Source organism: Clavibacter michiganensis subsp. insidiosus (assembly GCF_002240565.1).
Taxonomy (GTDB): Bacteria; Actinomycetota; Actinomycetes; order Actinomycetales; family Microbacteriaceae; genus Clavibacter; species Clavibacter insidiosus.
In genome coordinates this window covers 867,995-887,888 of the sequence record NZ_MZMO01000001.1, presented here as the reverse complement: position 1 = coordinate 887,888, position 19,894 = coordinate 867,995, and the positions used below count along the sequence as shown (strand labels likewise).

Annotated in this window: 18 protein-coding genes; 4 read left to right on the top strand and 14 right to left on the bottom strand. The window is 70.8% G+C overall.

The window, feature by feature from the left end; genetic code table 11:
* Positions 1-48: 48 nt before the first annotated feature.
* On the bottom strand, positions 49-1,413 hold the full coding sequence (locus B5P21_RS04565) for a cystathionine beta-synthase (RefSeq protein WP_043588353.1): 1,365 nt from the start codon (positions 1,411-1,413) through the stop codon (positions 49-51).
* A gap of 170 nt (positions 1,414-1,583) precedes the next feature.
* On the opposite strand from B5P21_RS04565, the gene B5P21_RS04560 reads away from it, so the two are divergent.
* Positions 1,584-2,327, top strand: coding sequence for a thioredoxin-like domain-containing protein (locus B5P21_RS04560; protein ID WP_094170830.1), 744 nt, complete (start codon positions 1,584-1,586; stop codon positions 2,325-2,327).
* Positions 2,328-2,329: 2 nt separating this feature from the next.
* The gene (locus B5P21_RS04555; protein WP_094170829.1) at positions 2,330-3,097 is read left to right on the top strand and encodes a DUF305 domain-containing protein; all 768 of its coding nucleotides are present in this window, start codon (positions 2,330-2,332) and stop codon (positions 3,095-3,097) included.
* 73 nt (positions 3,098-3,170) lie between these two features.
* Here the strand turns inward: B5P21_RS04555 and B5P21_RS04550 are convergent, their stop codons facing one another.
* The 4 genes from B5P21_RS04550 to B5P21_RS04535 all read right to left on the bottom strand — a co-directional run bounded on the left by B5P21_RS04550 (position 3,171) and on the right by B5P21_RS04535 (position 8,629).
* The gene (locus tag B5P21_RS04550) at positions 3,171-5,051 is read right to left on the bottom strand and encodes an ABC transporter ATP-binding protein (protein ID WP_094170828.1); all 1,881 of its coding nucleotides are present in this window, start codon (positions 5,049-5,051) and stop codon (positions 3,171-3,173) included.
* Positions 5,052-5,173: 122 nt separating this feature from the next.
* On the bottom strand, positions 5,174-6,163 hold the full coding sequence (locus B5P21_RS04545) for a carbohydrate ABC transporter permease (RefSeq protein ID WP_045529251.1): 990 nt from the start codon (positions 6,161-6,163) through the stop codon (positions 5,174-5,176).
* Positions 6,160-7,131 (bottom strand): carbohydrate ABC transporter permease, encoded by a 972-nt coding sequence (locus tag B5P21_RS04540; RefSeq protein ID WP_045529253.1) that lies wholly within the window; start codon positions 7,129-7,131, stop codon positions 6,160-6,162. Before B5P21_RS04540 ends, B5P21_RS04545 begins: the two co-directional genes overlap by 4 nt.
* 133 nt (positions 7,132-7,264) lie before the next feature.
* The gene (locus B5P21_RS04535; RefSeq protein ID WP_045529255.1) at positions 7,265-8,629 is read right to left on the bottom strand and encodes an ABC transporter substrate-binding protein; all 1,365 of its coding nucleotides are present in this window, start codon (positions 8,627-8,629) and stop codon (positions 7,265-7,267) included.
* 311 nt (positions 8,630-8,940) lie between these two features.
* Here B5P21_RS04535 and B5P21_RS04530 point away from each other — a divergent pair, with 311 nt between their 5' ends.
* Positions 8,941-9,960 carry a LacI family DNA-binding transcriptional regulator gene (locus B5P21_RS04530; RefSeq protein ID WP_045529257.1) on the top strand — a complete coding sequence of 340 codons (1,020 nt, stop codon included), beginning with the start codon at positions 8,941-8,943 and terminating at the stop codon, positions 9,958-9,960.
* Positions 9,961-10,002: 42 nt separating this feature from the next.
* On the opposite strand, the gene B5P21_RS04525 is transcribed toward B5P21_RS04530, so the two are convergent.
* Both B5P21_RS04525 and B5P21_RS04520 read right to left on the bottom strand, forming a co-directional pair.
* Positions 10,003-11,235 carry an MFS transporter gene (locus tag B5P21_RS04525; RefSeq protein ID WP_094170827.1) on the bottom strand — a complete coding sequence of 411 codons (1,233 nt, stop codon included), beginning with the start codon at positions 11,233-11,235 and terminating at the stop codon, positions 10,003-10,005.
* 64 nt (positions 11,236-11,299) lie between these two features.
* Entirely contained in the window at positions 11,300-11,755 is a 456-nt protein-coding gene (locus B5P21_RS04520) for a MarR family winged helix-turn-helix transcriptional regulator (protein WP_045529259.1), read from the bottom strand.
* Positions 11,756-11,908: 153 nt separating this feature from the next.
* Here B5P21_RS04520 and B5P21_RS17535 point away from each other — a divergent pair, with 153 nt between their 5' ends.
* The gene (locus B5P21_RS17535) at positions 11,909-13,528 is read left to right on the top strand and encodes a LuxR family transcriptional regulator (RefSeq protein ID WP_045529260.1); all 1,620 of its coding nucleotides are present in this window, start codon (positions 11,909-11,911) and stop codon (positions 13,526-13,528) included.
* A gap of 74 nt (positions 13,529-13,602) precedes the next feature.
* On the opposite strand, the gene rplL is transcribed toward B5P21_RS17535, so the two are convergent.
* The 7 genes from rplL to B5P21_RS17530 form a co-directional block, all read right to left on the bottom strand.
* Positions 13,603-13,986, bottom strand: a complete 384-nt coding sequence (gene rplL, locus B5P21_RS04510) for a 50S ribosomal protein L7/L12 (RefSeq protein ID WP_045529261.1) — start codon at positions 13,984-13,986, stop codon at positions 13,603-13,605.
* Between the two features lie 72 nt (positions 13,987-14,058).
* Entirely contained in the window at positions 14,059-14,574 is a 516-nt protein-coding gene (gene rplJ, locus B5P21_RS04505; protein ID WP_094170826.1) for a 50S ribosomal protein L10, read from the bottom strand.
* A gap of 301 nt (positions 14,575-14,875) precedes the next feature.
* Positions 14,876-15,853, bottom strand: coding sequence for an aldo/keto reductase (locus B5P21_RS04500; RefSeq protein WP_094170825.1), 978 nt, complete (start codon positions 15,851-15,853; stop codon positions 14,876-14,878).
* On the bottom strand, positions 15,850-16,737 hold the full coding sequence (locus B5P21_RS04495; protein WP_045529263.1) for an NAD-dependent epimerase/dehydratase family protein: 888 nt from the start codon (positions 16,735-16,737) through the stop codon (positions 15,850-15,852). Before B5P21_RS04495 ends, B5P21_RS04500 begins: the two co-directional genes overlap by 4 nt.
* A 161-nt stretch (positions 16,738-16,898) precedes the next feature.
* A complete protein-coding gene (locus tag B5P21_RS04490) occupies positions 16,899-19,409 on the bottom strand; it encodes an ATP-dependent Clp protease ATP-binding subunit (protein ID WP_045529264.1) in 2,511 nt (836 codons plus the stop codon).
* 154 nt (positions 19,410-19,563) lie between these two features.
* Complete coding sequence (locus B5P21_RS04485) at positions 19,564-19,746, bottom strand: hypothetical protein (protein WP_012037541.1); 183 nt, start codon at positions 19,744-19,746, stop codon at positions 19,564-19,566.
* A gap of 21 nt (positions 19,747-19,767) precedes the next feature.
* A complete protein-coding gene (locus tag B5P21_RS17530; RefSeq protein WP_012037540.1) occupies positions 19,768-19,893 on the bottom strand; it encodes a hypothetical protein in 126 nt (41 codons plus the stop codon).
* Between the last annotated feature and the right edge of the window lies 1 nt (position 19,894).

Here is a 19,894-nt window from a genome sequence, read left to right as displayed (position 1 = left end):
GGGCTCGTCTCTGTGGTCGGGGGATGCGCGGGCCGGAGGGCGGGCGGATCAGTCGGTGAGGTAGGTGAGGAGGTCGTGGCGCGTGAGCACGCCGACGGGCTTGCCGCCGTCGCTCACCATGAGGGCGTCGGCGGATCCGAGCGCGCTCCACGCGTCGGGCACGGTCTCGTTCACGCCGATGAGGCCGAACGCCGCGCCCGCGAAGGGGCCGACCTGGTCGGACAGCTGCGCGCGGCCGCTGAAGACGAGCTCGAGCAGGCTGCGCTCGTCGACGGCGCCCGCGACCTCGCCCATGACCACGGGCGGCTCGGCCGAGAGGACGGGCAGCTGCGAGACGTCGTACTCGGTCATGATGCGGATCGCGTCGCGGATGGTGTCGTTCGGGTGCGCGTGCACGAGGTCGGGCAGGCTGCCCGTCTTGGCGCTCATCACGTCGGCGACCGTGCGCTGGCCGTTGACGCGCGCGAAGCCGTAGGACTGCATCCACTTCTCGTTGAAGATCTTGCCGAGGTAGCCGCGGCCGCCGTCGGGCAGCAGGATCACCATCACGTCGTCGGGGCCCAGGTGCTTCGCGGCCTTGAGCGCGGAGACGACGGCCATGCCGCTGGATCCTCCCACCAGCAGACCCTCCTCGCGGGCGAGCCGGAGGGTCATGTCGAACGACTCCTGGTCGCTCGAGGCGATGACCTCGTCGACCACGTCGGGGTCGTAGGCCGCCGGCCAGAAGTCCTCGCCCACGCCCTCGACGAGGTACGGGCGGCCGGTGCCGCCGGAGTAGACCGAGCCCTCGGGGTCGGCGCCGACGATGCGCACGCGCCCCTCCGACACCTCCTTGAGGTAGCGGCCGACGCCGCTGATGGTGCCGCCGGTGCCGACGCCCGCGACGAAGTGGGTGATCTCCCCCTCGGTGTCGCGCCAGATCTCGGGACCCGTGGTCTCGTAGTGGCTGAGCGGCCCGTTGGGGTTGGAGTACTGGTCGGGCTTGAAGGCGCCGGGGATCTCGCGCGCGAGCCGGTCGCTCACCGAGTAGTAGGAGTCGGGGTGGTCGGGCGCGACCGAGGTGGGCGTGACCACGATCTCGGCGCCGTAGGCCGTCAGCACGTTGCGCTTGTCCTCGCCGACCTTGTCCGGGAGGACGAAGACGCAGCGGTAGCCGCGCTGCTGCGCGACGAGGGCGAGGCCGACGCCGGTGTTGCCGGAGGTGGGCTCGACGATGGTGCCGCCCGGCTTCAGCTTCCCATCGCGCTCGGCGGCGTCGATGATGCGCGTCGCGATGCGGTCCTTGGCGCTGCCGCCGGGGTTCAGGTACTCGACCTTCACGAGGACGGTCGCCGAGATCCCCTCGACCACCTTGTTCAGCTTCACGAGCGGGGTGTTCCCGATCAGGTCGAGGATCGTGTCGGCGTACTTCACGTGAGGTGGCGCTCCCGGCTATGAGGTGTGCGGTCCGGTGGGCCCCGCCCGTCCAGTGTAGGCGCGTGCCTCCGCCGTGTTACGGGGCATCGGGCGCGGCCGCGAGCAGGGTCCGCCCAGGACGGGCCGGTACCCTGGATGCACATTCCCCCAGCAGAGAAGGACCCTCCGTGGCGCGACGCGACGACACCACGCCCTCCGGCGACGAGAGCGGACGGCCCGTCCCGCCGACCGCCAAGCAGGCCCAGAAGGACCTCACGGTCAAGCAGCAGCGCGAGGCCCGCCGCGCCGAGAAGGTAGCGGCGCTCAAGAAGCAGCAGGACCGCGCGCGCCGCAACCGCCTCATCGGCATCATCACGGGATCCGTGGCCGCCGTCGCGGTCGTCGCCGTCGTGATCGGCGTGGTCGTCTCGAGCGGCACGCCGAAGCAGGATCCGGCCGACATCTCGATCGAGGGCCTCCGCACCTGGGACTCGCTGCCCAGCACGCACGTCCAGACCCCGGTCGACTACGCCGGTCTGTACGACGGCATGAGCCCGCCCGTCGGCGGCGAGCACAACCCCATGTGGCTGAACTGCGGCGTCTACGACCAGCCGCAGCCCAACGAGAACGCGGTGCACGACCTCGAGCACGGGGCCGTGTGGATCACGTACGACGCCGCGAAGATCACGGGCGACGACCTGTCGAACCTGCAGAAGTACGCGGAGTCGTTCGGCGGCTACGTCACGATGTCGCCGTACGAGGGCCTCGACACCCCCATCGCGCTGTCCGCGTGGGGCGCGCAGGTCAAGGTCGACTCGGTCGACGACCAGCGCATCAAGGACTTCATGGCCAAGTACTGGAAGAGCCCGAACGCCCCCGAGGCCGGCGCCGCGTGCACCGGCGCCCTCGAGGGCGAGGGCCGGGTCGGCTGACCGTGACCGACCGCGGCACCGACGGATCCGACCGCCCCGACGAGGGCGACGTCGTCGTGGACCACGTCCCGGACGACGACATCCGCGAGGAGGAGCTCGAGGGCCTCGTCGCGCACGGCGAGGAGTCGCGCGCCCGGGGGCGCCGGATCCGCATCGGCCTCGCCGCGGGCATCGTGGCGGTGGCCCTCGTGGTCGCCGGGCTGCTCGTCGGCCGCGTCACCGCTCCCGTGTCGGCGCTCACGCCCAGCACGAACAGCGCGGAGGCCGGCTTCTCCCGCGACATGCAGGTGCACCACGAGCAGGCCGTGCAGATGTCGCTCATGATCATCGACCGCACGGACGACCCCGAGGTCAAGCTCATCGCGCAGGACATCGCGCAGGCGCAGGCCCAGCAGGCGGGCCAGATGTACGCGTTCCTCACGTCGTGGGGCCTCGACCAGGCGCCGTCGCAGCCGCGCATGACCTGGATGACGCTGCCGACGCTGGACGGGAAGACCGACCACTCGTCGATGGACATGACCCCCGGCGCGACGATGCCGGGCCTCGCCTCGCAGGCCGACCTCGACGAGCTGCAGGGGCTCACGGGCGTGGCAGCGGAGCGGAAGTTCCTCACGCTGATGATCGCCCACCACCGCGGCGGCGTCGAGATGGCACAGGCGCTCCTCGACCGGTCGCGGAATCCCCTCATCACGGACCTCGCCAACGGCATGGTGATGATCCAGGACAAGGAGATCCTCTACATGCAGCAGCTCCTCGACGCCCGGTCCTGAGCCGTCCCGCTGCACCGCCCGTCCGCCTCGCGGGCGGGCAGTGCGTCGTCCGGGCGCCGGTCGGATCCGCGGGTCAGGCGGCCTCGGTGCGCTGGTCGCTGTAGAGCCGCGCGTACTCGCCCCGGCGGGCCAGCAGCTCGGCGTGCGTGCCCTGCTCGACGATGCGACCGGCGACGACGACGAATATCACGTCGGCGTCGACCACGGTCGAGAGCCGGTGCGCGATCGCGATGGTGGTGCGGCCGCGCGACGCGGTGTCGAGCGCCTGCTGCACGACGCGCTCCGAGATCGCGTCGAGGGCGCTCGTGGCCTCGTCGAGGATCAGCACGGCCGGGTCCTTCAGCAGCACGCGCGCGATGGCGATGCGCTGCTTCTCACCGCCGGACAGCCGGTAGCCGCGCTCCCCCACGAGCGTGTCGTACCCGTCGGGGAACGACTCGATGGTCGGGTGGATGTTCGCCGCCCGCGCCGCCTGCTCGATCTGCTCCTGCGTGGCGTCGGGACGCGCGTAGCGGAGGTTCTCGCCGATGGTCGCGTGGAAGAGGTACGTCTCCTGGCTGACGATGCCGATGTTCTCCAGCAGCGACTCCTGCTCGAGGTCGCGCACGTCCTCGCCGGAGAAGAGCACGCGGCCGCCGGTCACGTCGTGGAAGCGCGGGATGAGGTACGACACCGTCGTCTTGCCCGCGCCCGACGGGCCGACGAACGCGGCGAACTGGCCGGGCTCGATCGCGAACGACATGCCGTCGAGCGTCGGTCGCTCGCCGGGCCGCGTGTCCGGATAGGAGAAGCGCACGTCGTCGAAGGCGACGCGGCCGAGCGCCGGGCCCTCGGCCACCCTGCGCGCGTCGTGCCGGTCGCGGATCGCGGGCTCGAGGTCGAGGTACTCGAAGATGCGGGCGAACAGCGCGCCCGAGGTCTGGAGGTCGAGCGCCACGCGCATCAGGCCGATGAGCGGCCACATGAGGCGCGCCTGCACGGTCGTGAACGCGACGATGGTGCCCGCCGTGACGCTGACGCCGCCCGTGATGAGGAAGCCCGCGACCACGTAGACGATGGCCGGGATGATCGACAGGAAGATCTGCACGAGCGCGAAGAACCACTGCCCGCTCATCTGCTGGCTCACCTGCAGCCGGATCTGCGTTCGGTTCTCGGCCTCGTAGCGCGCGGTCTCCGCGGCCTGCCGGTTGAAGCTCTTCGAGAGCAGGATGCCCGAGACCGAGAGCGTCTCCTGCGTGATCGCCGTCATGTCGGACAGCGACTCCTGCGTCTTCGACGCGATCCGCGCCCGCACCTGGCCGACGCGCCGCTGCGCGATCACGAGCACGGGCATGAGCACCACGGCCACGAGCGTGAGCTGCCAGTTGAGCACGAGCATCGCCACGAGCGCCGCGATGACGGTCACGGTGTTGCCGAGCACGCTCGAGACCGTGTTGGTGAGGACGGCCGCCACGCCGCCCACGTCGTTCTGCAGGCGGGACTGGATGACGCCCGTCTTCGTGCGCGTGAAGAAGCCGAGCTCCATGCTCTGCAGGTGGCGGAACAGGTCGACCCGCATGGATCCCATGACCCGGTTGCCGACCGTCGCGGTGAGGTACGTCTGCCAGACGCCGAGGCCCGCGCCCGCGATCCAGATGGCGATCATGATCGCGACGAGCTCGACGAGGACCGGGATGTCGGGGCCGCCCGTCGGCGGGAAGAGCCCGCGGTCGAAGGCCTGCTGCGTGAGCAGCGGCGGCACGACCGTGAGGCCCGCGCCGACCAGCACGAGCGCGATCGTGAGGACCAGCGCACGGCGGTGCGGGCGGAACAGCTCCGCGATCCGGCCCAGCAGGTTCTCGACGCGCGGCGCCTCGGCGTTGGCCCGGCGCTGGGCCTCGGCGTCGGCCGCGCTCACCCGCCCGCGGCGTCCGCCGCCTCCGCGCATCCCGCCGCCCGCGGCGATGTCGCCCATCCTCGTCATTCCGGCGATTTTACGCCCGTGGGGGATCTCCCCCGACCACGGCGGCGCCGGACAGGGCGACGGCCCGGCCGCCCGCGCGAGCGGACGACCGGGCCGGGCCGGGCGAGCGCGGATCAGCCCTTCGTGGACCCCGCCAGGAGGCCCCGCACGAAGTACCGCTGGAGGCTGAAGAACACGATGAGCGGGACGATCAGGGAGACGAACGCCGCGGCGGTGAGCCGCTGCCAGTCCTGCCCGCGCGTGCCCGTGAGCTCCGCGAGCCGCTGCGTGAGAGGTGCCACGTCCGGTGTGCCGCCCGAGAAGATCAGCGCCACCAGCAGGTCGTTCCAGACCCAGAGGAACTGGAAGATCGCGAACGACGCGATCGCCGGGAGCGCGAGCGGCAGCACGATGCGGAAGAACACCTGGCCGTGGCTCGCGCCGTCGACCCGGGCCGCCTCGATGACCTCGCCCGGGATCTCCGAGATGAAGTTGTGCAGCAGGAAGATCGCGAGCGGCAGCGCGAAGATCGTGTGCGCCACCCACACCGGCAGGTAGCCCTGCTCCGGGATGAGCGGGACCACCGCGTGCACGGCCTCCTGCAGCGGGCGGAGCGTGCGCGTGAACATTTGCAGCAGCGGGATGAGCGCCATCTGCAGCGGCACGATCTGCAGCGCGAAGATCAGCACGAACAGGAAGTTCGAGCCCTTGAACTTGATCCACGCGAACGCGTACGCCGCCATCGACGCGATGACGAGCGGGAACAGCGTCGCCGGGATCGCGATGGCGAGCGAGTTCACGAAGTACGAGCCCAGCTGCGGCGACGACTGCGACGTGGAGAGCAGCACGTCCTTGTAGTTGTCGAGCGTGAAGCCCGGGTTCTGGAAGATCGTCCACCAGCCCGTGGTCTGGATGAGGCCGGCCGGGCGGAACGACGAGACGAACAGGCCGAAGGTCGGCAGCGTCCAGAGGACCGCGATGATCAGCGCGGCGACCGTGGCGCGACGCGACGTGAGCCGGTTCTTGACGCGGCGGCTCTTCGCCCCGACGGTGGCCGCCTGCTCGATGGTGCCGCGACGCGTCCCGCGGTCCGCGACGGGCAGGTCGGCGGGTGCGACGCTCATCGGATCTCCCTCTGCTTGCTCATGACGCGGACGTTGTAGATGACGATCGGCAGCACCATGAGGAACAGCACGATCGCGAGCGCCGAGCCGCGGCCCTGCTCGCCGGCGCGGAACGCCTGCGTGTACATCTCGTTGGCGATGACGCTGGTGTCGAAGTTGCCCGCCGTCATGGTGCGGACGATGTCGAACACCTTGAGCGTCGCGATCGAGATGGTCGTGACCACCACGACGAGCGACCCGCGGATCCCGGGGAGCGTCACGTTGAGGAACCGCTCCCAGGCGTTGGTGCCGTCGAGCTGCGCGGCCTCGATCTGCTCGGTCGGCACGCCCTTGATGCTCGCGGAGAGCACGACCATGGCGAAGCCCGTCTGGATCCAGATCATCACGATGATGAGCAGCGCCGTGTTGATGGGCGAGGTCTGCAGCCACTGCACGGGCTCCTGGCCCGTCCAGACGAGGATCTGGTTGAGCACGCCGATCTGCGCGTTGTCGCCCGACTTGTAGTCGTACACGAAGCGCCAGATGATGCCGGCGCCGACGAACGAGATCGCCATCGGCATGAAGACGAGGGCCTTGAAGTACTTCTCGCCGCGCGACTTGTCGATGAAGACCGCGTAGGCGAGGCCGATGGCCGTCGACAGCAGCGGCACGAATACCACCCAGATGACCGTGTTGAGCAGCGTGCGGAGCGCGGACGGCTGGGTGAACATCCAGACGAAGTTGTCGAACCCGGCCCACTCCCCCGAGTTGTCGCGGAACGCGAGCAGGGTCGTGCGGAACGCGGGGTAGATGAGGCCGACGGCGAGCAGGATCAGCGCGGGGAGCACGAAGGCGCCCAGCTGCACCCAGTCCTTGCCGCGCTTCGGCGCCTTGTCGATGAGGAAGAGGATCAGCCCGATCACCACGGCGAAGACGGCGAGCGCCACCACCACCTGGAGGATCTTGCCGATCAGATCAGCGGTCGTCATGGACGTCTCGCCCTTCGGGTCGGAGGGATGTGGGAGCGGGGCCGCCGCGTTCGCGGCGGCCCCGCAGGGGCGGCACGGATGCCCGCCCGGGTGCCGGCCCCATCAGGGCCGGAGGTGGATCAGCCTGCGTCGATCAGGACGCGGGCCAGCTCGACTCGATGGCGTCGACCGTCTTCTGGGTCGAGTCGCCGCTCAGCCAGCCGACGATCCCCTTCCAGAAGGAGTCGGTGCCGACCGCGCCGGGCATGAGGTCCGAGCCGTCGAACCGGAACGTGGCGTTCGGGTCCTGCAGGATCTCGATGCTCTGCTTCAGGATGTCGCTCGACGCGTTCGCGGGGTCGAGCCCCTTGTTCGCGCTGATGACGCCACCGAGCTTGACGCGGTTGTTCGCCCAGGTGTCGCTCGAGAGGTAGGAGAGCACCGCGGTGATCTCGTCGCTCGACTTGAAGGCGCCGACGAGCTCGCCGCCGCCGGTGACGGTCGTCGCGTCGCCCTCGTTCGTGGGCGGCAGCAGGAACGCGTAGACGTCGCCGTCGGGCGAGACCTTCGCGTCGGTGCCGTCGGCCTTCTTCCAGAAGCCCTCGTAGAACGAGGCCTGGTGGTGCAGCGAGCACTCGCCGTCGAGGATCGGGAGGCCGGCGTCGCCGAACTCCGTGGAGATGATCGACGAGACGTCGCCCAGGCCGCCGTTGACGTAGTCCGGGTTCTTGATGATGTCGCCGACCGCGTCGAACGCCTGCACGATGGCCGGGTCGTTGAACGGGATCTGGTGCGTCACCCACTTGTCGTAGGTCTCGGCGCCCGACTGCCGGATGACGAAGCTCTCGATCCAGTCGGTGCCCGGCCAGCCGGTGGCGTCGCCGGATCCGATGCCGACGCACCACGGCTTGTGGTCGCCCTCGTCCGCGATCTTCTTCGTGAGGTCCATGAGCTGGGCGGTGGACTTCGGGATCTCGTAGCCCTTCTCCTTGAACTCCGCCGGCGAGTACCAGACGTACCCCTTGACGCTCGCCATGAGCGGCGCGCCGTAGAAGGTGCCGTCGACCGTGCCGTAGCCCTTCCAGTCCGTGGACCAGCCCTTGTCGACGTTCTCCTCGACGGCGGCGGGCGCCGGCTGGAGGTAGCCCTTCGAGGCGAGCACGTTGAAGAGGCCCGGCTGCGGGATGATGCCGATGTCGGGGGCGGACTTCCCTTCGGCGAGGACCGCGATCTGCGCCTCGAACTCCTTGGTGCCCTGGTAGTTCACGGTGATGCCCGTGCAGGACTCGAAGTCCTTCCACGACTCGACGAGCCGGTCGGCCTCGTCGTCCTGGATCGTGCCGCCGATGCTGACCTCGGGGCTCCCCTCGAACGTGCCGTACGACGAGTACGGCGAGCAGTCGGTGTCCGCGGCGTCCTTGGCCGCGATGTCGCCCGTGCAGCCCGTGAGCGCGAGGCCGGCGATGCCGACCGCTGCGAGGGGTGCCGCGAAGCGACGTCGGAATAGGGCGTGGCCCATGTGCGTCTCCTCTTCATCGAGTGGATGCGGGTCCGCCCCGCCGTCCTGTCATGCGTGCGCCGGCGGGTAAGGCGCCGTCGCCTGAAAACCTCTCCCCGATGGGGAACCGGTTCCAGAGGTCAACGTAGGGGAGCTCGCAGCCCACGGCAAGGTGGCTGGGGTAACGAATCGGTGAACCTCGCGGCGGCGGCGTAGGCGCGGCCGGCGCGGATGGTCCATCATCGGAACCGGCCCCCCGCGCATGCTGGAACCGCTTCCAGCGTGCGCGTACGGCGCGACGAGGCGCCGCGGGTCCCGATGGAGGGAGCGCGATGAGCGCCATCGCCGACGTCGCCCGACTGGCCGGGGTCTCCAAGGCCACCGCGTCGCGCGCGCTCAGCGGCCGCGGCTACGTCTCCCCCGCCACGCGCACCCGCGTCTCCGAGGCCGCCGCCGAGATCGGGTACGTCGTCTCCTCGAATGCCTCGAGCCTCGTGACCGGCCGGTCGATGAACGTGGGCGTCGTCATGCCGTTCATCAACCGCTGGTTCTTCGCGGAGCTGCTCGAGGGGATCGAGGAGGCGCTCATCGAGGCCGACCACGACCTCACGCTGTACCGCCTCACCGCGGATCCCGAGCAGCGCCGGAAGGTCTTCGAGTACTTCCTCGTGCGCAAGCGCGTGGACGCGGTCATCGCGGTGAGCGTCGCCCTCACGCCCGCGGAGGTCGTGCGGCTGCGCGCGCTCGACAAGCCGCTCGTCGGGATCGGCGGGCCGGTCGAGGGCATGAGCACCCTGAGCATCGACGACGAGGCCGCGGCGCGCCTGGCCACCGAGCACCTGCTGAGCCTCGGGCACGCGCGCGTCGTGCACCTCGGCGGCGACCTGCACGCGCAGATGGCGTTCTTCGTGCACGCGAAGCGGCTCGCGGGCTACCGGGCGGCGATCGACGCGGATCCGCGCGGGCTCGAGGCCCGGTTCGCCACGGCCGAGTTCACGATCGACGGCGGCTTCCGCTCGGCCATAGCGCTGCTCGCCGACCCGCGGACGCGACCGACGGCGATCTTCGCGGCCTCCGACGAGATCGCCATCGGGACGATCCTCGCGGCCCGGCAGCTGGGCATCGCCGTGCCCGCCGATCTCTCGGTCGCCGGGATCGACGGGCACGCGCTCGCGCCGCTGTTCGGGCTGACGACCGTGGAGCAGCACCCGCGGACCCAGGGGCGGACCGCCGTGGGCATGGTGTTCGAGGGGCTCGCACCGGAGGGCGCGGCCGAGCGCACGGTGACGGTGCCCGTCGACTTCCAGGCGCGCACGAGCACGACCGCGCCCCCGGTGCCGCCGGCGCCGTGAGGGCGGGCGGGATCGGGGGCGGAGGGGTGCGCGGGTCGTGCGTCAGGCGTCGCCGGCGGTGACCGCCTGCGCCTCCTCGAGGGCGTCGACGGGGTCCGCGTCGACGCGACGCAGCCAGCGGTGACCGGCCACGACGATCACGAGGGCGACGAGCACGGATCCGGCCGCCGCGTAGTAGGGCGTCGCGTCCGAGAACAGGTCCGCGAGCTCGGTCGCCGCGGGCGGGGCGATGGCGCCGCCGAGGAAGCGCACGGACGAGTACGCCGACGACGCGACGCTGCGCGGGTGGTCGGTGGCCTCCATCACGCACTCGGTGAGGACGGTGTTGAGGACGCCGAGCAGGAGCCCGCCGACGATCACGCACACCACGAGCCCGATCGAGGAGCGGACCACGAGCCCGGCGGCAGCGAGGTCGACGGCGAGGAGCGGGAGCACGAGCCGGAGCACCGAGGTGCGCGCCATCCGCCTCGTGAGGAGCGGCGCCACGAGCACCGACGTGATCGCGAGGCCCACGCCCCAGCCGAAGAAGGTGAGGCCGAGGCCGATGGCGTCGAAGCCCAGCGGGAACGGCGTGTAGGCGAGCAGCACGAAGAAGCCGATGTTGTAGAACAGCGCGGCGGCGGCGAGCACCGCGAGCGCGGGGGTGCGCAGCGCGCGCAGCGGGGCGGAGAGGCGCATGGGCGCGCGGGGCGCGTCCTCCTTGCCGAGCAGGGCGAGGATCGCGACGAAGCCGACCGCCATGAGCGTCGCCGTGCCGAAGAACGGGCCGCGCCAGCTCCAGCGGCCGAGGAGGCCGCCGAGCAGCGGGCCGACCGCGATGCCGAGGCCGAGCGCCGCCTCGTAGAGCATGATCGCGGACGCGGTGCCGCCGGACGCGGATCCGACGATGGTCGCGAGCGCCGTGGAGATGAAGAGCGCGTTGCCGAGGCCCCATCCGGCGCGGAAGCCGATGACCTGCTCCACGTCCTGGGAGAGGAGGGCCGCCGCGGCGAAGACGACGATGATCGCGAGGCCGATGAGGAGGGTGCGCTTGGCGCCGATGCGGCTGGAGATCCAGCTGGTGATGAGCATGGCGAGCCCGGTGACGAGCAGGTAGCTCGTGAAGAGGAGCTCGGTCTCGGTGGCGGTCGCGTCGAGGCTGTCCGCGATGGCGGGGAGGATCGGGTCGACGAGCCCGATGCCCATGAACGCGATGACGCACGCGAAGGCGACGGCGAAGACGGAGCGGGGCTGGCGGAAGATGTCGCGGAACGACGCGTGCTGCTGGGTGGACACGGGTGCGGTGTCGCCTCCTGGGATCGGTGCGGATGGGTGGTGCGGGGTCGGCGGGCGCCGGCGGTCAGTCGCCCGCGGGAGCGGGAGCGGGCTCGCCGTCGACGCGCAACATGACGATCTCGACGGCCCGCGCGAGCACGGCCACGTCGTCGGCCGGGAGGTCGGCGAAGCGCGGCACGAGCGCGGTGGCCAGGCGGTCGCGCCAGTCGCCGAGCGCGGACCGGCCGGCCGACGTGATCTCGAGGAGCGTCGCGCGCGCGTCGGACGGGTCCGTGACCTGCGCGATCCAGCCCTGGGCGACGAGCGAGCGCACGATCTTGGTGGTCGTGGGCTGGGACACGCGGCTGCGCTCGGCGAGCGCGCCGAGGCGCATCCCTCCCGGCCACGTCACGAGCACCGACAGGGTGCGCCATACGGCGGGCGAGCTCGTGCCGCCCACCTCGTGCGCGGCGAGGCGCGTGAGCCGGTGCCCGGCGGTCACCAGGTCCCCGAGGGTGCCGCGCAGGTCGTGATCGGTCATGCGTCGATCATATAGCCAAGCTATGCACATGTCATCTCCGCGCTCGGATGTCCGCGCACGGACAGCCCCGCCCCTCGCCTCGCTCCGGACGACCGTCGGGACGTAGCGTGGAGGGGTCCGGCCTCCCCACCGGGCCCCGCCCCGAAGGACCCCATGAGCGACGCGCCGACCATCGACGGTCTCGAGCACGCGATCGGCGAGGCCCTGGACGGCGGCGCCGACGAGCAGGCCGCATCCCTCCTCGCCGACGGGTGGCCCCTGCACGTCGACCTCCACTCCGACCGGATCCGCGCCCTCTACGACCGCCTCGACCCCGCCACGTGGGAGAACGACGTCTGGCTCGTCACCGGGATGGCCGCGACCTACCGCGGCGCGGTCGCCTCCGACCGCCGGGCCTCGATCGCCTACCGCTCCGCCCTCGACCTCCTCCTCACCGCGGATCCCGCACCTGGCGTGCGGACGCGCGCTGCGGTCCTCGTGCACCGGGCCGCGGGCGACCGCCGGGTGGGCCGGCTCGCCGAGGCGCGCGACTGCCTCGACGAGGCCAGGTCGATCCTCGACACCGAGCGCGGGATCCCGCTGCAGGCGCGCATCGCGCTCCAGGCCCGCGTGGCGCTGCAGCGCGGGCTCGTGCTCACGCACCTCGGCGACTTCACCGCGGCGCGCGAGGAGCTCCGCGTCGCGGAGGGCCTCGGCGAACGCCACCTCGTGCTGCCCGACCGCCTGGAGTGCCGCGGCGCGCTCGCGTACCTCGCCTACTGCCTCGGGGAGATCGAGGAGGCGCGCGATCTCGTCGTCCGCGCCCGCGGGCTCCTCGCCTCGCCGGGCGCCGATCCCGACCTGGCGCGCAGCGGCTTCCTCGCGCCGGCCGAGATCGCCGCCGCGATGATCGCGGTCGACGAGACGCGGCAGGACGACGCGATGCTCATCGTCGACGGCCTCCGCCCCGCCAGCGACGGCACCGACTGGGAGCTGCTCGCCCGCTACGCGGAGGCCACCGTGGCAGCGATCCGCGGCCTCCGGCTCGACGCGCTCGAGCACCTGCGTCGGCTGCACAACCTCGGCGTGGGCTGGGCGGAGCACGGCCCCGTCCCCACCATGCGCGACACGCTGCGGGCGTCCCTCCTCGCGCAGCTGGAGCAGTCGGCCTCGGCGTGGGACCTGCTCCGCACCCTGGAGCCCACGGCGCAGCACTCGACGTGCCCGGCGATGATCGCCGGACGGCTGCGGGTCCAGGCCGACGACCACGTCGGCGCCCTCGCCCAGATGGCGGACTGCCTCGCGCTCGGCGACGCGCACTCGGGGCGCACCCTCGACGACGTGCTGCTCGTGGTCGCAGCTGCGCACCACGGCCTCGGCGACCGCGCGCGGAGCGATCACGCGTTCGATCGCGCGGCGCTCCACGCCGTGTCGACCGGCGCCCTCCGGCCCTTCGCGGTGTTCCCCGCCGCGGCGTCGCACGCGCTCGTCGACCGCGCCCTGGAGCGGGACCAGCTGCCCGGCGTGCGGGAGATGCTCGAGGGCGTCCGCGCGGGACGGGTGCGAGTGGAGGCGGCGCCGGTGGATCCGCTGACGGACCGCGAGCGCGCCATCGTCGCCTGCCTGGCCGACGGGCTGACGGTGACGCAGATCGCCGGCCGGCTCTTCATCTCCCCCAACACGGTGAAGTCGCACATGCGGAGCGCCTACCGGAAGCTCGACGCGACGTCGCGCGCGGGGGCCGTGGATCGGGCCCGCGCGCTCGGGCATGACCTGCGGCCAGGCTCCGCCTGATCCGACCGCCGGGGACGACGCAGGGCGCCGACCCCGAGGGGATCGGCGCCCTGCGCGCTGTGCGGTGGTACGAGCTACTTGACGGTGACCGTCGCGCCCGCGGCCTCGAGCTGCGCCTTGGCCTTGTCGGCGGCCTCCTTGTTGGCGCCCTCCAGGACGGCCTTGGGGGCTCCGTCGACGAGCGCCTTCGCCTCACCGAGACCGAGGCTCGTGAGGGCACGCACCTCCTTGATGACCTGGATCTTCTTGTCGCCGGCGGCCTCGAGGATGACGTCGAAGGACGTCTTCTCCTCGACCTCCTCCGCGGGGGCGGCCGAGCCGGGGGCGGCGGCAGCGGCGACGGGCGCCGCGGCGGTGACCTCGAAGACCTCCTCGAACTTCTTGACGAAGTCGCTGAGCTCGATGAGCGTGAGCTCCTTGAAGGCCTCGATGAGCTCGTCGTTAGACAGCTTTGCCATGGTGTATCTCCTTGGGTTGGTGTGGTGTCTCGTGGATCAGTGCATCGCGCCCCGGGTGGGACCCGAGGGGTGCTACTGAGCCGATTCCTGCTTCTCGCGCAGCGCCTCGACGGTGCGTACGGCCTGCGAGAGCGGTGCGTTGAACAGGTACGCCGCGCCGAAGAGCGAGGCCTTGAAGGCGCCGGCGAGCTTGCCCAGCAGCACCTCCCGCGACTCGAGGTCGGCGAGCTTGTTCACCTCGTCCGCCGCCAGGGGGTTGCCGTCGAAGTAACCGCCCTTCACGACGAGAAGAGGATTGGCCTTGGTGAAGGCACGCAGCGCCTTCGCGACGGCGACGGTGTCGCCGTGCACGAACGCGATCGCGGACGGGCCGACGAGCTCGTCGTCGAACGACGAGATCCCCGCCTGGTTCGCCGCGATCTTGGTCAGCGTGTTCTTCACCACGGCGTAGGTCGCGTCTGCACTGATGCTCTTCCGCAGCTGCTTGAGCTGGGCAACGGTGAGACCGCGGTACTCGGTGAGCAGTACGGCGTTCGAGCTGCGGAACTTCTCCGCGAGCTCGGCGACCGAGGCTTCCTTGTTCGCCATGGCACTCCTTATCACGTGGTTCCCCGACACCGCGGAAGCGGTGCGGGGTGCTGGCAGCCCCCGGCTGCACACATGAGAAACGCTCCGGCACAGGAGGCCGGAGCGGGAGTGTCGCGCAGGCCCTCAGGGCATGCGCTGCATCGTGCTTCGATCACCTGCGCGGGCCTTCACCTGAGTGAACCTTCGTCCGGCGCATCCCCTCGCGGAGGCACGCCGACGACCAGCGGTCTGTGGCTCCGCCAAGAGTAGGTGACGGGGATCACCCGCGCAAGTCGGGCGGCGCGGGCGATCCCCGGGGCGGTCAGTAGCCGACGACCGCGTGCGGCACGTAGTGCTCCTCGAGCCGCGACACCTCGTCGTCCGTGAGCTCGAGGTCCAGCGACGCGACGGCGTCCTCGATGTGCGACGCCTTCGTGCCGCCCACGATGGGCGCGGTGACGACGGGGTTCCGCGACACCCAGGCGAGCGCGACCTGCGCGCGCGGCACGCCACGCGCCTCGGCCACCTCCGCGACCGCGGCCGCGACCCGGCGGTCGGAGTCCTCCTGCGCGGCGTAGAGCGTCTTCCCGAACTCGTCGGTCGCGCTGCGCGCGGTCGACGCGTCCCAGTCGCGCGTGAGGCGGCCGCGGGCGAGCGGGCTCCACGGCAGGGATCCCACGCCCGCGTCGGCGCAGAGGGGCAGCATCTCGCGCTCCTCCTCGCGGTTCACGAGGTTGTAGTGGTCCTGCATCGTGACGAACGGCGCCCAGCCGTTCGCCCGCTGCAGGTGCAGCGCCTTCGAGAACCGCCAGGCGTCCATCGACGAGGCGCCGAGGTAGCGCACCTTGCCGGCCTTCACCAGGTCGTGCAGCGCCTCCAGCGTCTCCTCGAGCGGCGTCGCCGGGTCGAAGCGGTGGATCTGGTACAGGTCCACGTAGTCGGTCCCGAGCCGGCGGAGGCTCTCGTCGATCTGCCACATGATGTGCTTCCGCGACAGCCCGCGCGAGTTCGGCCCCTCCCCCATGGCGCCGTGCACCTTGGTGGCGATGACCACCTCCTCGCGCGTCGTCATCGCGTTCAGCGCGCGACCCGTGATCTCCTCGCTCGACCCGTCGGAGTACACGTTCGCGGTGTCGAAGAACGTGATCCCGAGCTCCACCGCGCGGCGGATGAGCGGGATGGAGTCCTCCTCGGTGAGCGTCCACGCGTGGTTGCCGCGCGTCGGCTCGCCGTAGCTCATGCAGCCCAGCGCGATGGCCGAGACCTCGGTGCCCGTGCTGCCCAGGCGCACGTACCTCACGACGGGTGCCCCGCCACCGGGTCGTCGCCCGTGGTGGCGGGCGCGTGGTCGCGCCAGGTGTGCTCGGGCTCGTAGCCGAGGATCCGGCGCGCCTTGTCGATGGACAGCAGCGTCTCGTGCTCGCCCAGCTCCTTCGTGACCTCGACGCCGGGGAAGACCTCCGCGACGAGCTCGGCCGACGAGCGGCTCATCACGGTGTCGCCGTTCGCGACGATGAAGCGGTCGAAGCCCGGAGCGTCGTGCTCGAGCGCCTTGCGCACCGCCTGCGCGCCGTCGCGCCCGTCGATGTAGCCCCACAGGTTCCACTTGCGCGCGAGCGCGTCGTCGTCGAAGCCCGGGAACTCGTCGTAGTCGTCCACGTCCATGACGTTGGAGAAGCGGAGCGCGGTGACCTGCAGCTCGGGATCCCAGCGGCACAGCTCGATCGCCATCTGCTCCTCGAGGTGCTTCACGAGCGAGTAGGTGCTGTTCGGCTGCGCCGGGTACTCCTCGTCGACGGGGATGTACGGCGGCGGCACGTCGAACGGCAGGCCGAGCACGGTCTCGCTGGACGCGTAGACCACCTTCTTGATGCCCGCCCGGCGCGCGGCCTGGAAGACGTTGAAGCTCGTGAGCATGTTGTTGTGGAACGTGGCCACGTCGCTGAGGATCGCGGGGGCCGGGATCGCGGCGAGGTGCACGATCGCGTCGAATCCCTCATGCAGGTCCTGGACGCCGAACAGGGCGTCGACGACCTGCCCGTAGTCGGTGGTGTCGACGCGGACGTAGCCGGACCCGCGCTCCCCCACCTGGTCGATGTTGGTGACTTCGTGTCCGTGGGCGCGCAGGTCGGCGACGACGTGGCGGCCGAGCTTCCCCGAGCCTCCGGTGACGGCGATTCTCATCAGCTGGCATCTCCTTCATGGGGCGGTTCCGCCCCCGTCCATCCTGGCCCGCCGCCCGAGGAGGCGACAGCGGGATGGAGGACACCCGCAGCCTGCGGACACGGCGACGGCCCGCCGCCCCCTCTCGGGGACGACGGGCCGTCGTGGTGGTGCTGGCTGCGCTACTCGCTGGTGATGGCGAGGTCCGGCGTGCCGGTCCCGGTGCCGATGCCGGCCGCGACCGAGATGCCCTCGCGCTGGGTGGTGACGAACGTGAACTGGCCGTCCACGTAGTCCACGTGCACGTGGTCGCCCGCGTTTAGGTCGCCCTGCAGGATGCGCTCCGACAGACGGTCCTCGATCTCGTGCTGCACCGCGCGGCGGAGGGGCCGGGCGCCGAGCGACGGGTCGAAGCCGACCTCGATGAGGCGCTCCTTCGCGGCGGTCTCGAGCGTGATCGTGAGGTCGCGGTCCATCATGCGGTCCGACAGGCGCTTCACGAACAGGTCGACGATCTGGAGCAGCTCGGGCTTCGACAGCTGCGGGAAGACGATGGTGTCGTCCACGCGGTTGAGGAACTCGGGCTTGAAGTTCTTCTTCAGCTCCTCGCTGACCTTGCCCTTCATGCGCTCGTAGGAGTTCGCGGCGTTGTTCTCGACCTGGAACCCGACCGGGGCACCCGTGATGTCCTTGGTGCCGAGGTTGGTGGTCATGATGATGACCGTGTTCTTGAAGTCGACCACGCGGCCCTGGCCATCCGTCAGGCGTCCCTCCTCCAGGATCTGGAGCAGCGAGTTGAAGATGTCCGGGTGCGCCTTCTCGATCTCGTCGAAGAGCACCACGGAGAACGGCTTGCGGCGCACCTTCTCGGTGAGCTGGCCGCCCTCCTCGAAGCCGACGAATCCGGGAGGGGCGCCGAAGAGGCGGCTCACGGTGTGCTTCTCGCCGTACTCGCTCATGTCGAGCGAGATGAGGGCGTCCTCGTCGTCGAACAGGAACTCCGCCAGGGCCTTCGCGAGCTCCGTCTTGCCGACGCCCGTGGGGCCGGCGAAGATGAACGATCCCGAGGGACGACGCGGGTCCTTGAGCCCGGCGCGCGTGCGGCGGATGGTCTTGGACAGGGCCGAGATGGCCTCCTCCTGGCCGATGACCCGCTGGTGCAGGGCCTTCTCCATGAAGACGAGGCGCGAGGACTCCTCCTCCGTGAGCTTGAACACCGGGATGCCCGTGGCCTGCGCCAGCACCTCGGCGATCAGGCCCTCGTCGACCTCGGCGGTGGTGCGGACGTCGCCCGAGCGCCACTGCTTCTCGAGGCGGAGGCGCTCGCCGAGGAGGTTCTTCTCCTCGTCGCGCAGGCTCGCGGCCTTCTCGAAGTCCTGGTCCTCGATGGCGGTCTCCTTGGCCACGCGGACCGTGGAGATGCGCTCGTCGAACTCACGCAGCTCCGGCGGCGCCGACAGGATCGACAGGCGCAGGCGGGCGCCGGCCTCGTCGATCAGGTCGATGGCCTTGTCCGGGAGGAACCGGTCGGCGATGTAGCGGTCCGCGAGGTTCGCCGCGGACACGATGGCGCCGTCGGTGATGGACACCTTGTGGAACGCCTCGTACCGGTCGCGCAGGCCCTTGAGGATGTTGATGGTGTGGGGCAGCGAGGGCTCCTGCACCTGGATGGGCTGGAAGCGGCGCTCGAGGGCCGCGTCCTTCTCGAAGTGCTTGCGGTACTCGTCGAGCGTGGTGGCGCCGATGGTCTGCAGCTCGCCGCGCGCGAGGAGCGGCTTGAGGATGCTGGCCGCGTCGATCGCGCCCTCAGCGGCACCCGCGCCGACGAGCGTGTGGATCTCGTCGATGAACGTGATGATGTCGCCGCGGGTGCGGATCTCCTTGGTGACCTTCTTGAGGCGCTCCTCGAAGTCGCCGCGGTAGCGGGACCCGGCGATGAGCGAGCCGAGGTCGAGCGTGTAGAGCTGCTTGTCCTTCAGCGTCTCCGGGACGTCGCCCTTGACGATGGCCTGCGCCAGGCCCTCGACGACGGCGGTCTTGCCGACGCCGGGCTCGCCGATGAGGACGGGGTTGTTCTTGGAGCGGCGCGACAGGATCTGCATCACGCGCTCGATCTCCTTCTCGCGCCCGATGACGGGGTCGAGCTTGCCGTCGCGCGCGGCCTGCGTGAGGTTGCGCCCGAACTGGTCCAGGACCGTGGAGCCCGCCTGCTGGCTCTGCTGCGCCTCGCCGCCGACGGCGACCGCCTCCTTGCCCTGGTAGCCGGACAGTAGCTGGATGACCTGCTGGCGCACGCGGTTGAGGTCGGCGCCGAGCTTGACGAGCACCTGCGCGGCGACGCCCTCGCCCTCGCGGATCAGGCCGAGGAGGATGTGCTCGGTGCCGATGTAGTTGTGGCCGAGCTGGAGGGCCTCGCGGAGCGACAGCTCCAGGACCTTCTTGGCGCGCGGCGTGAACGGGATGTGCCCCGTGGGCTGCTGCTGGCCCTGGCCGATGATGTCCTGGACCTGTTCGCGGACGGCATCGAGGGAGATGCCGAGCGACTCCAGGGCCTTGGCGGCCACGCCTTCGCCCTCGTGGATGAGGCCGAGCAGGATGTGCTCGGTCCCGATGTAGTTGTGGTTGAGCATCTTGGCCTCTTCTTGGGCCAGGACGACGACGCGACGAGCGCGGTCGGTGAATCTCTCGAACATCTGTATCTCCCTGGGCACCGGGGCAGGGGGCCGGCGCCGATATGTAGAGAGTAACGACGGGTCCGAGGAGTGCATGCCCCTGTTCGCCGTGGGCGTGACGCGATGCGGTGGACGGAGGATCCGGGCCGGGGGCGACCGGCGGGCGCGGTCCGCGCTAGCGGTCGGCGTCGGGCGCGGGAACGCCCATGCGGGCGCGCTCCTTCGCCTCGATGGCGGCGTACGCCTTGCGCTCCTGCTTGTCCGCCTGGATGACCGCCCGCATGATGAACCAGAAGATCAGGCCCACGCCGAGGGTGGGGAGGATCGACCAGATCGCGCTCGCCCAGAAATCATCCATGCGGAAAGGATACGCCGCGCTCTAGGTGAGGATGCCGTAGACGCCCTGGCCGATCATGACGACGGCGATGCCGCCCACGATGATCCAGAGGGCGTAGCGCGCGGTGGTGGGCTTCTTCGGGTTCGAGCCGTCGGGGCCTAATGGCATG

Coding starts and splice junctions, on each gene's coding strand:
- B5P21_RS04485 (WP_012037541.1), bottom strand. CDS start 19,746: ATGGATGATTTCTGGGCGAGCGCGATCTGGTCGATCCTCCCCACCCTC.
- B5P21_RS04545 (WP_045529251.1), bottom strand. CDS start 6,163: ATGAGCGTCGCACCCGCCGACCTGCCCGTCGCGGACCGCGGGACGCGT.
- rplL (WP_045529261.1), bottom strand. CDS start 13,986: ATGGCAAAGCTGTCTAACGACGAGCTCATCGAGGCCTTCAAGGAGCTC.
- B5P21_RS04550 (WP_094170828.1), bottom strand. CDS start 5,051: ATGGGCGACATCGCCGCGGGCGGCGGGATGCGCGGAGGCGGCGGACGC.
- B5P21_RS17535 (WP_045529260.1), top strand. CDS start 11,909: ATGAGCGACGCGCCGACCATCGACGGTCTCGAGCACGCGATCGGCGAG.
- B5P21_RS04530 (WP_045529257.1), top strand. CDS start 8,941: ATGAGCGCCATCGCCGACGTCGCCCGACTGGCCGGGGTCTCCAAGGCC.
- B5P21_RS04495 (WP_045529263.1), bottom strand. CDS start 16,737: ATGAGAATCGCCGTCACCGGAGGCTCGGGGAAGCTCGGCCGCCACGTC.
- B5P21_RS04540 (WP_045529253.1), bottom strand. CDS start 7,131: ATGACGACCGCTGATCTGATCGGCAAGATCCTCCAGGTGGTGGTGGCG.
- B5P21_RS04490 (WP_045529264.1), bottom strand. CDS start 19,409: ATGTTCGAGAGATTCACCGACCGCGCTCGTCGCGTCGTCGTCCTGGCC.
- B5P21_RS04520 (WP_045529259.1), bottom strand. CDS start 11,755: ATGACCGATCACGACCTGCGCGGCACCCTCGGGGACCTGGTGACCGCC.
- B5P21_RS04535 (WP_045529255.1), bottom strand. CDS start 8,629: ATGGGCCACGCCCTATTCCGACGTCGCTTCGCGGCACCCCTCGCAGCG.
- B5P21_RS17530 (WP_012037540.1), bottom strand. CDS start 19,893: ATGCCATTAGGCCCCGACGGCTCGAACCCGAAGAAGCCCACCACCGCG.
- rplJ (WP_094170826.1), bottom strand. CDS start 14,574: ATGGCGAACAAGGAAGCCTCGGTCGCCGAGCTCGCGGAGAAGTTCCGC.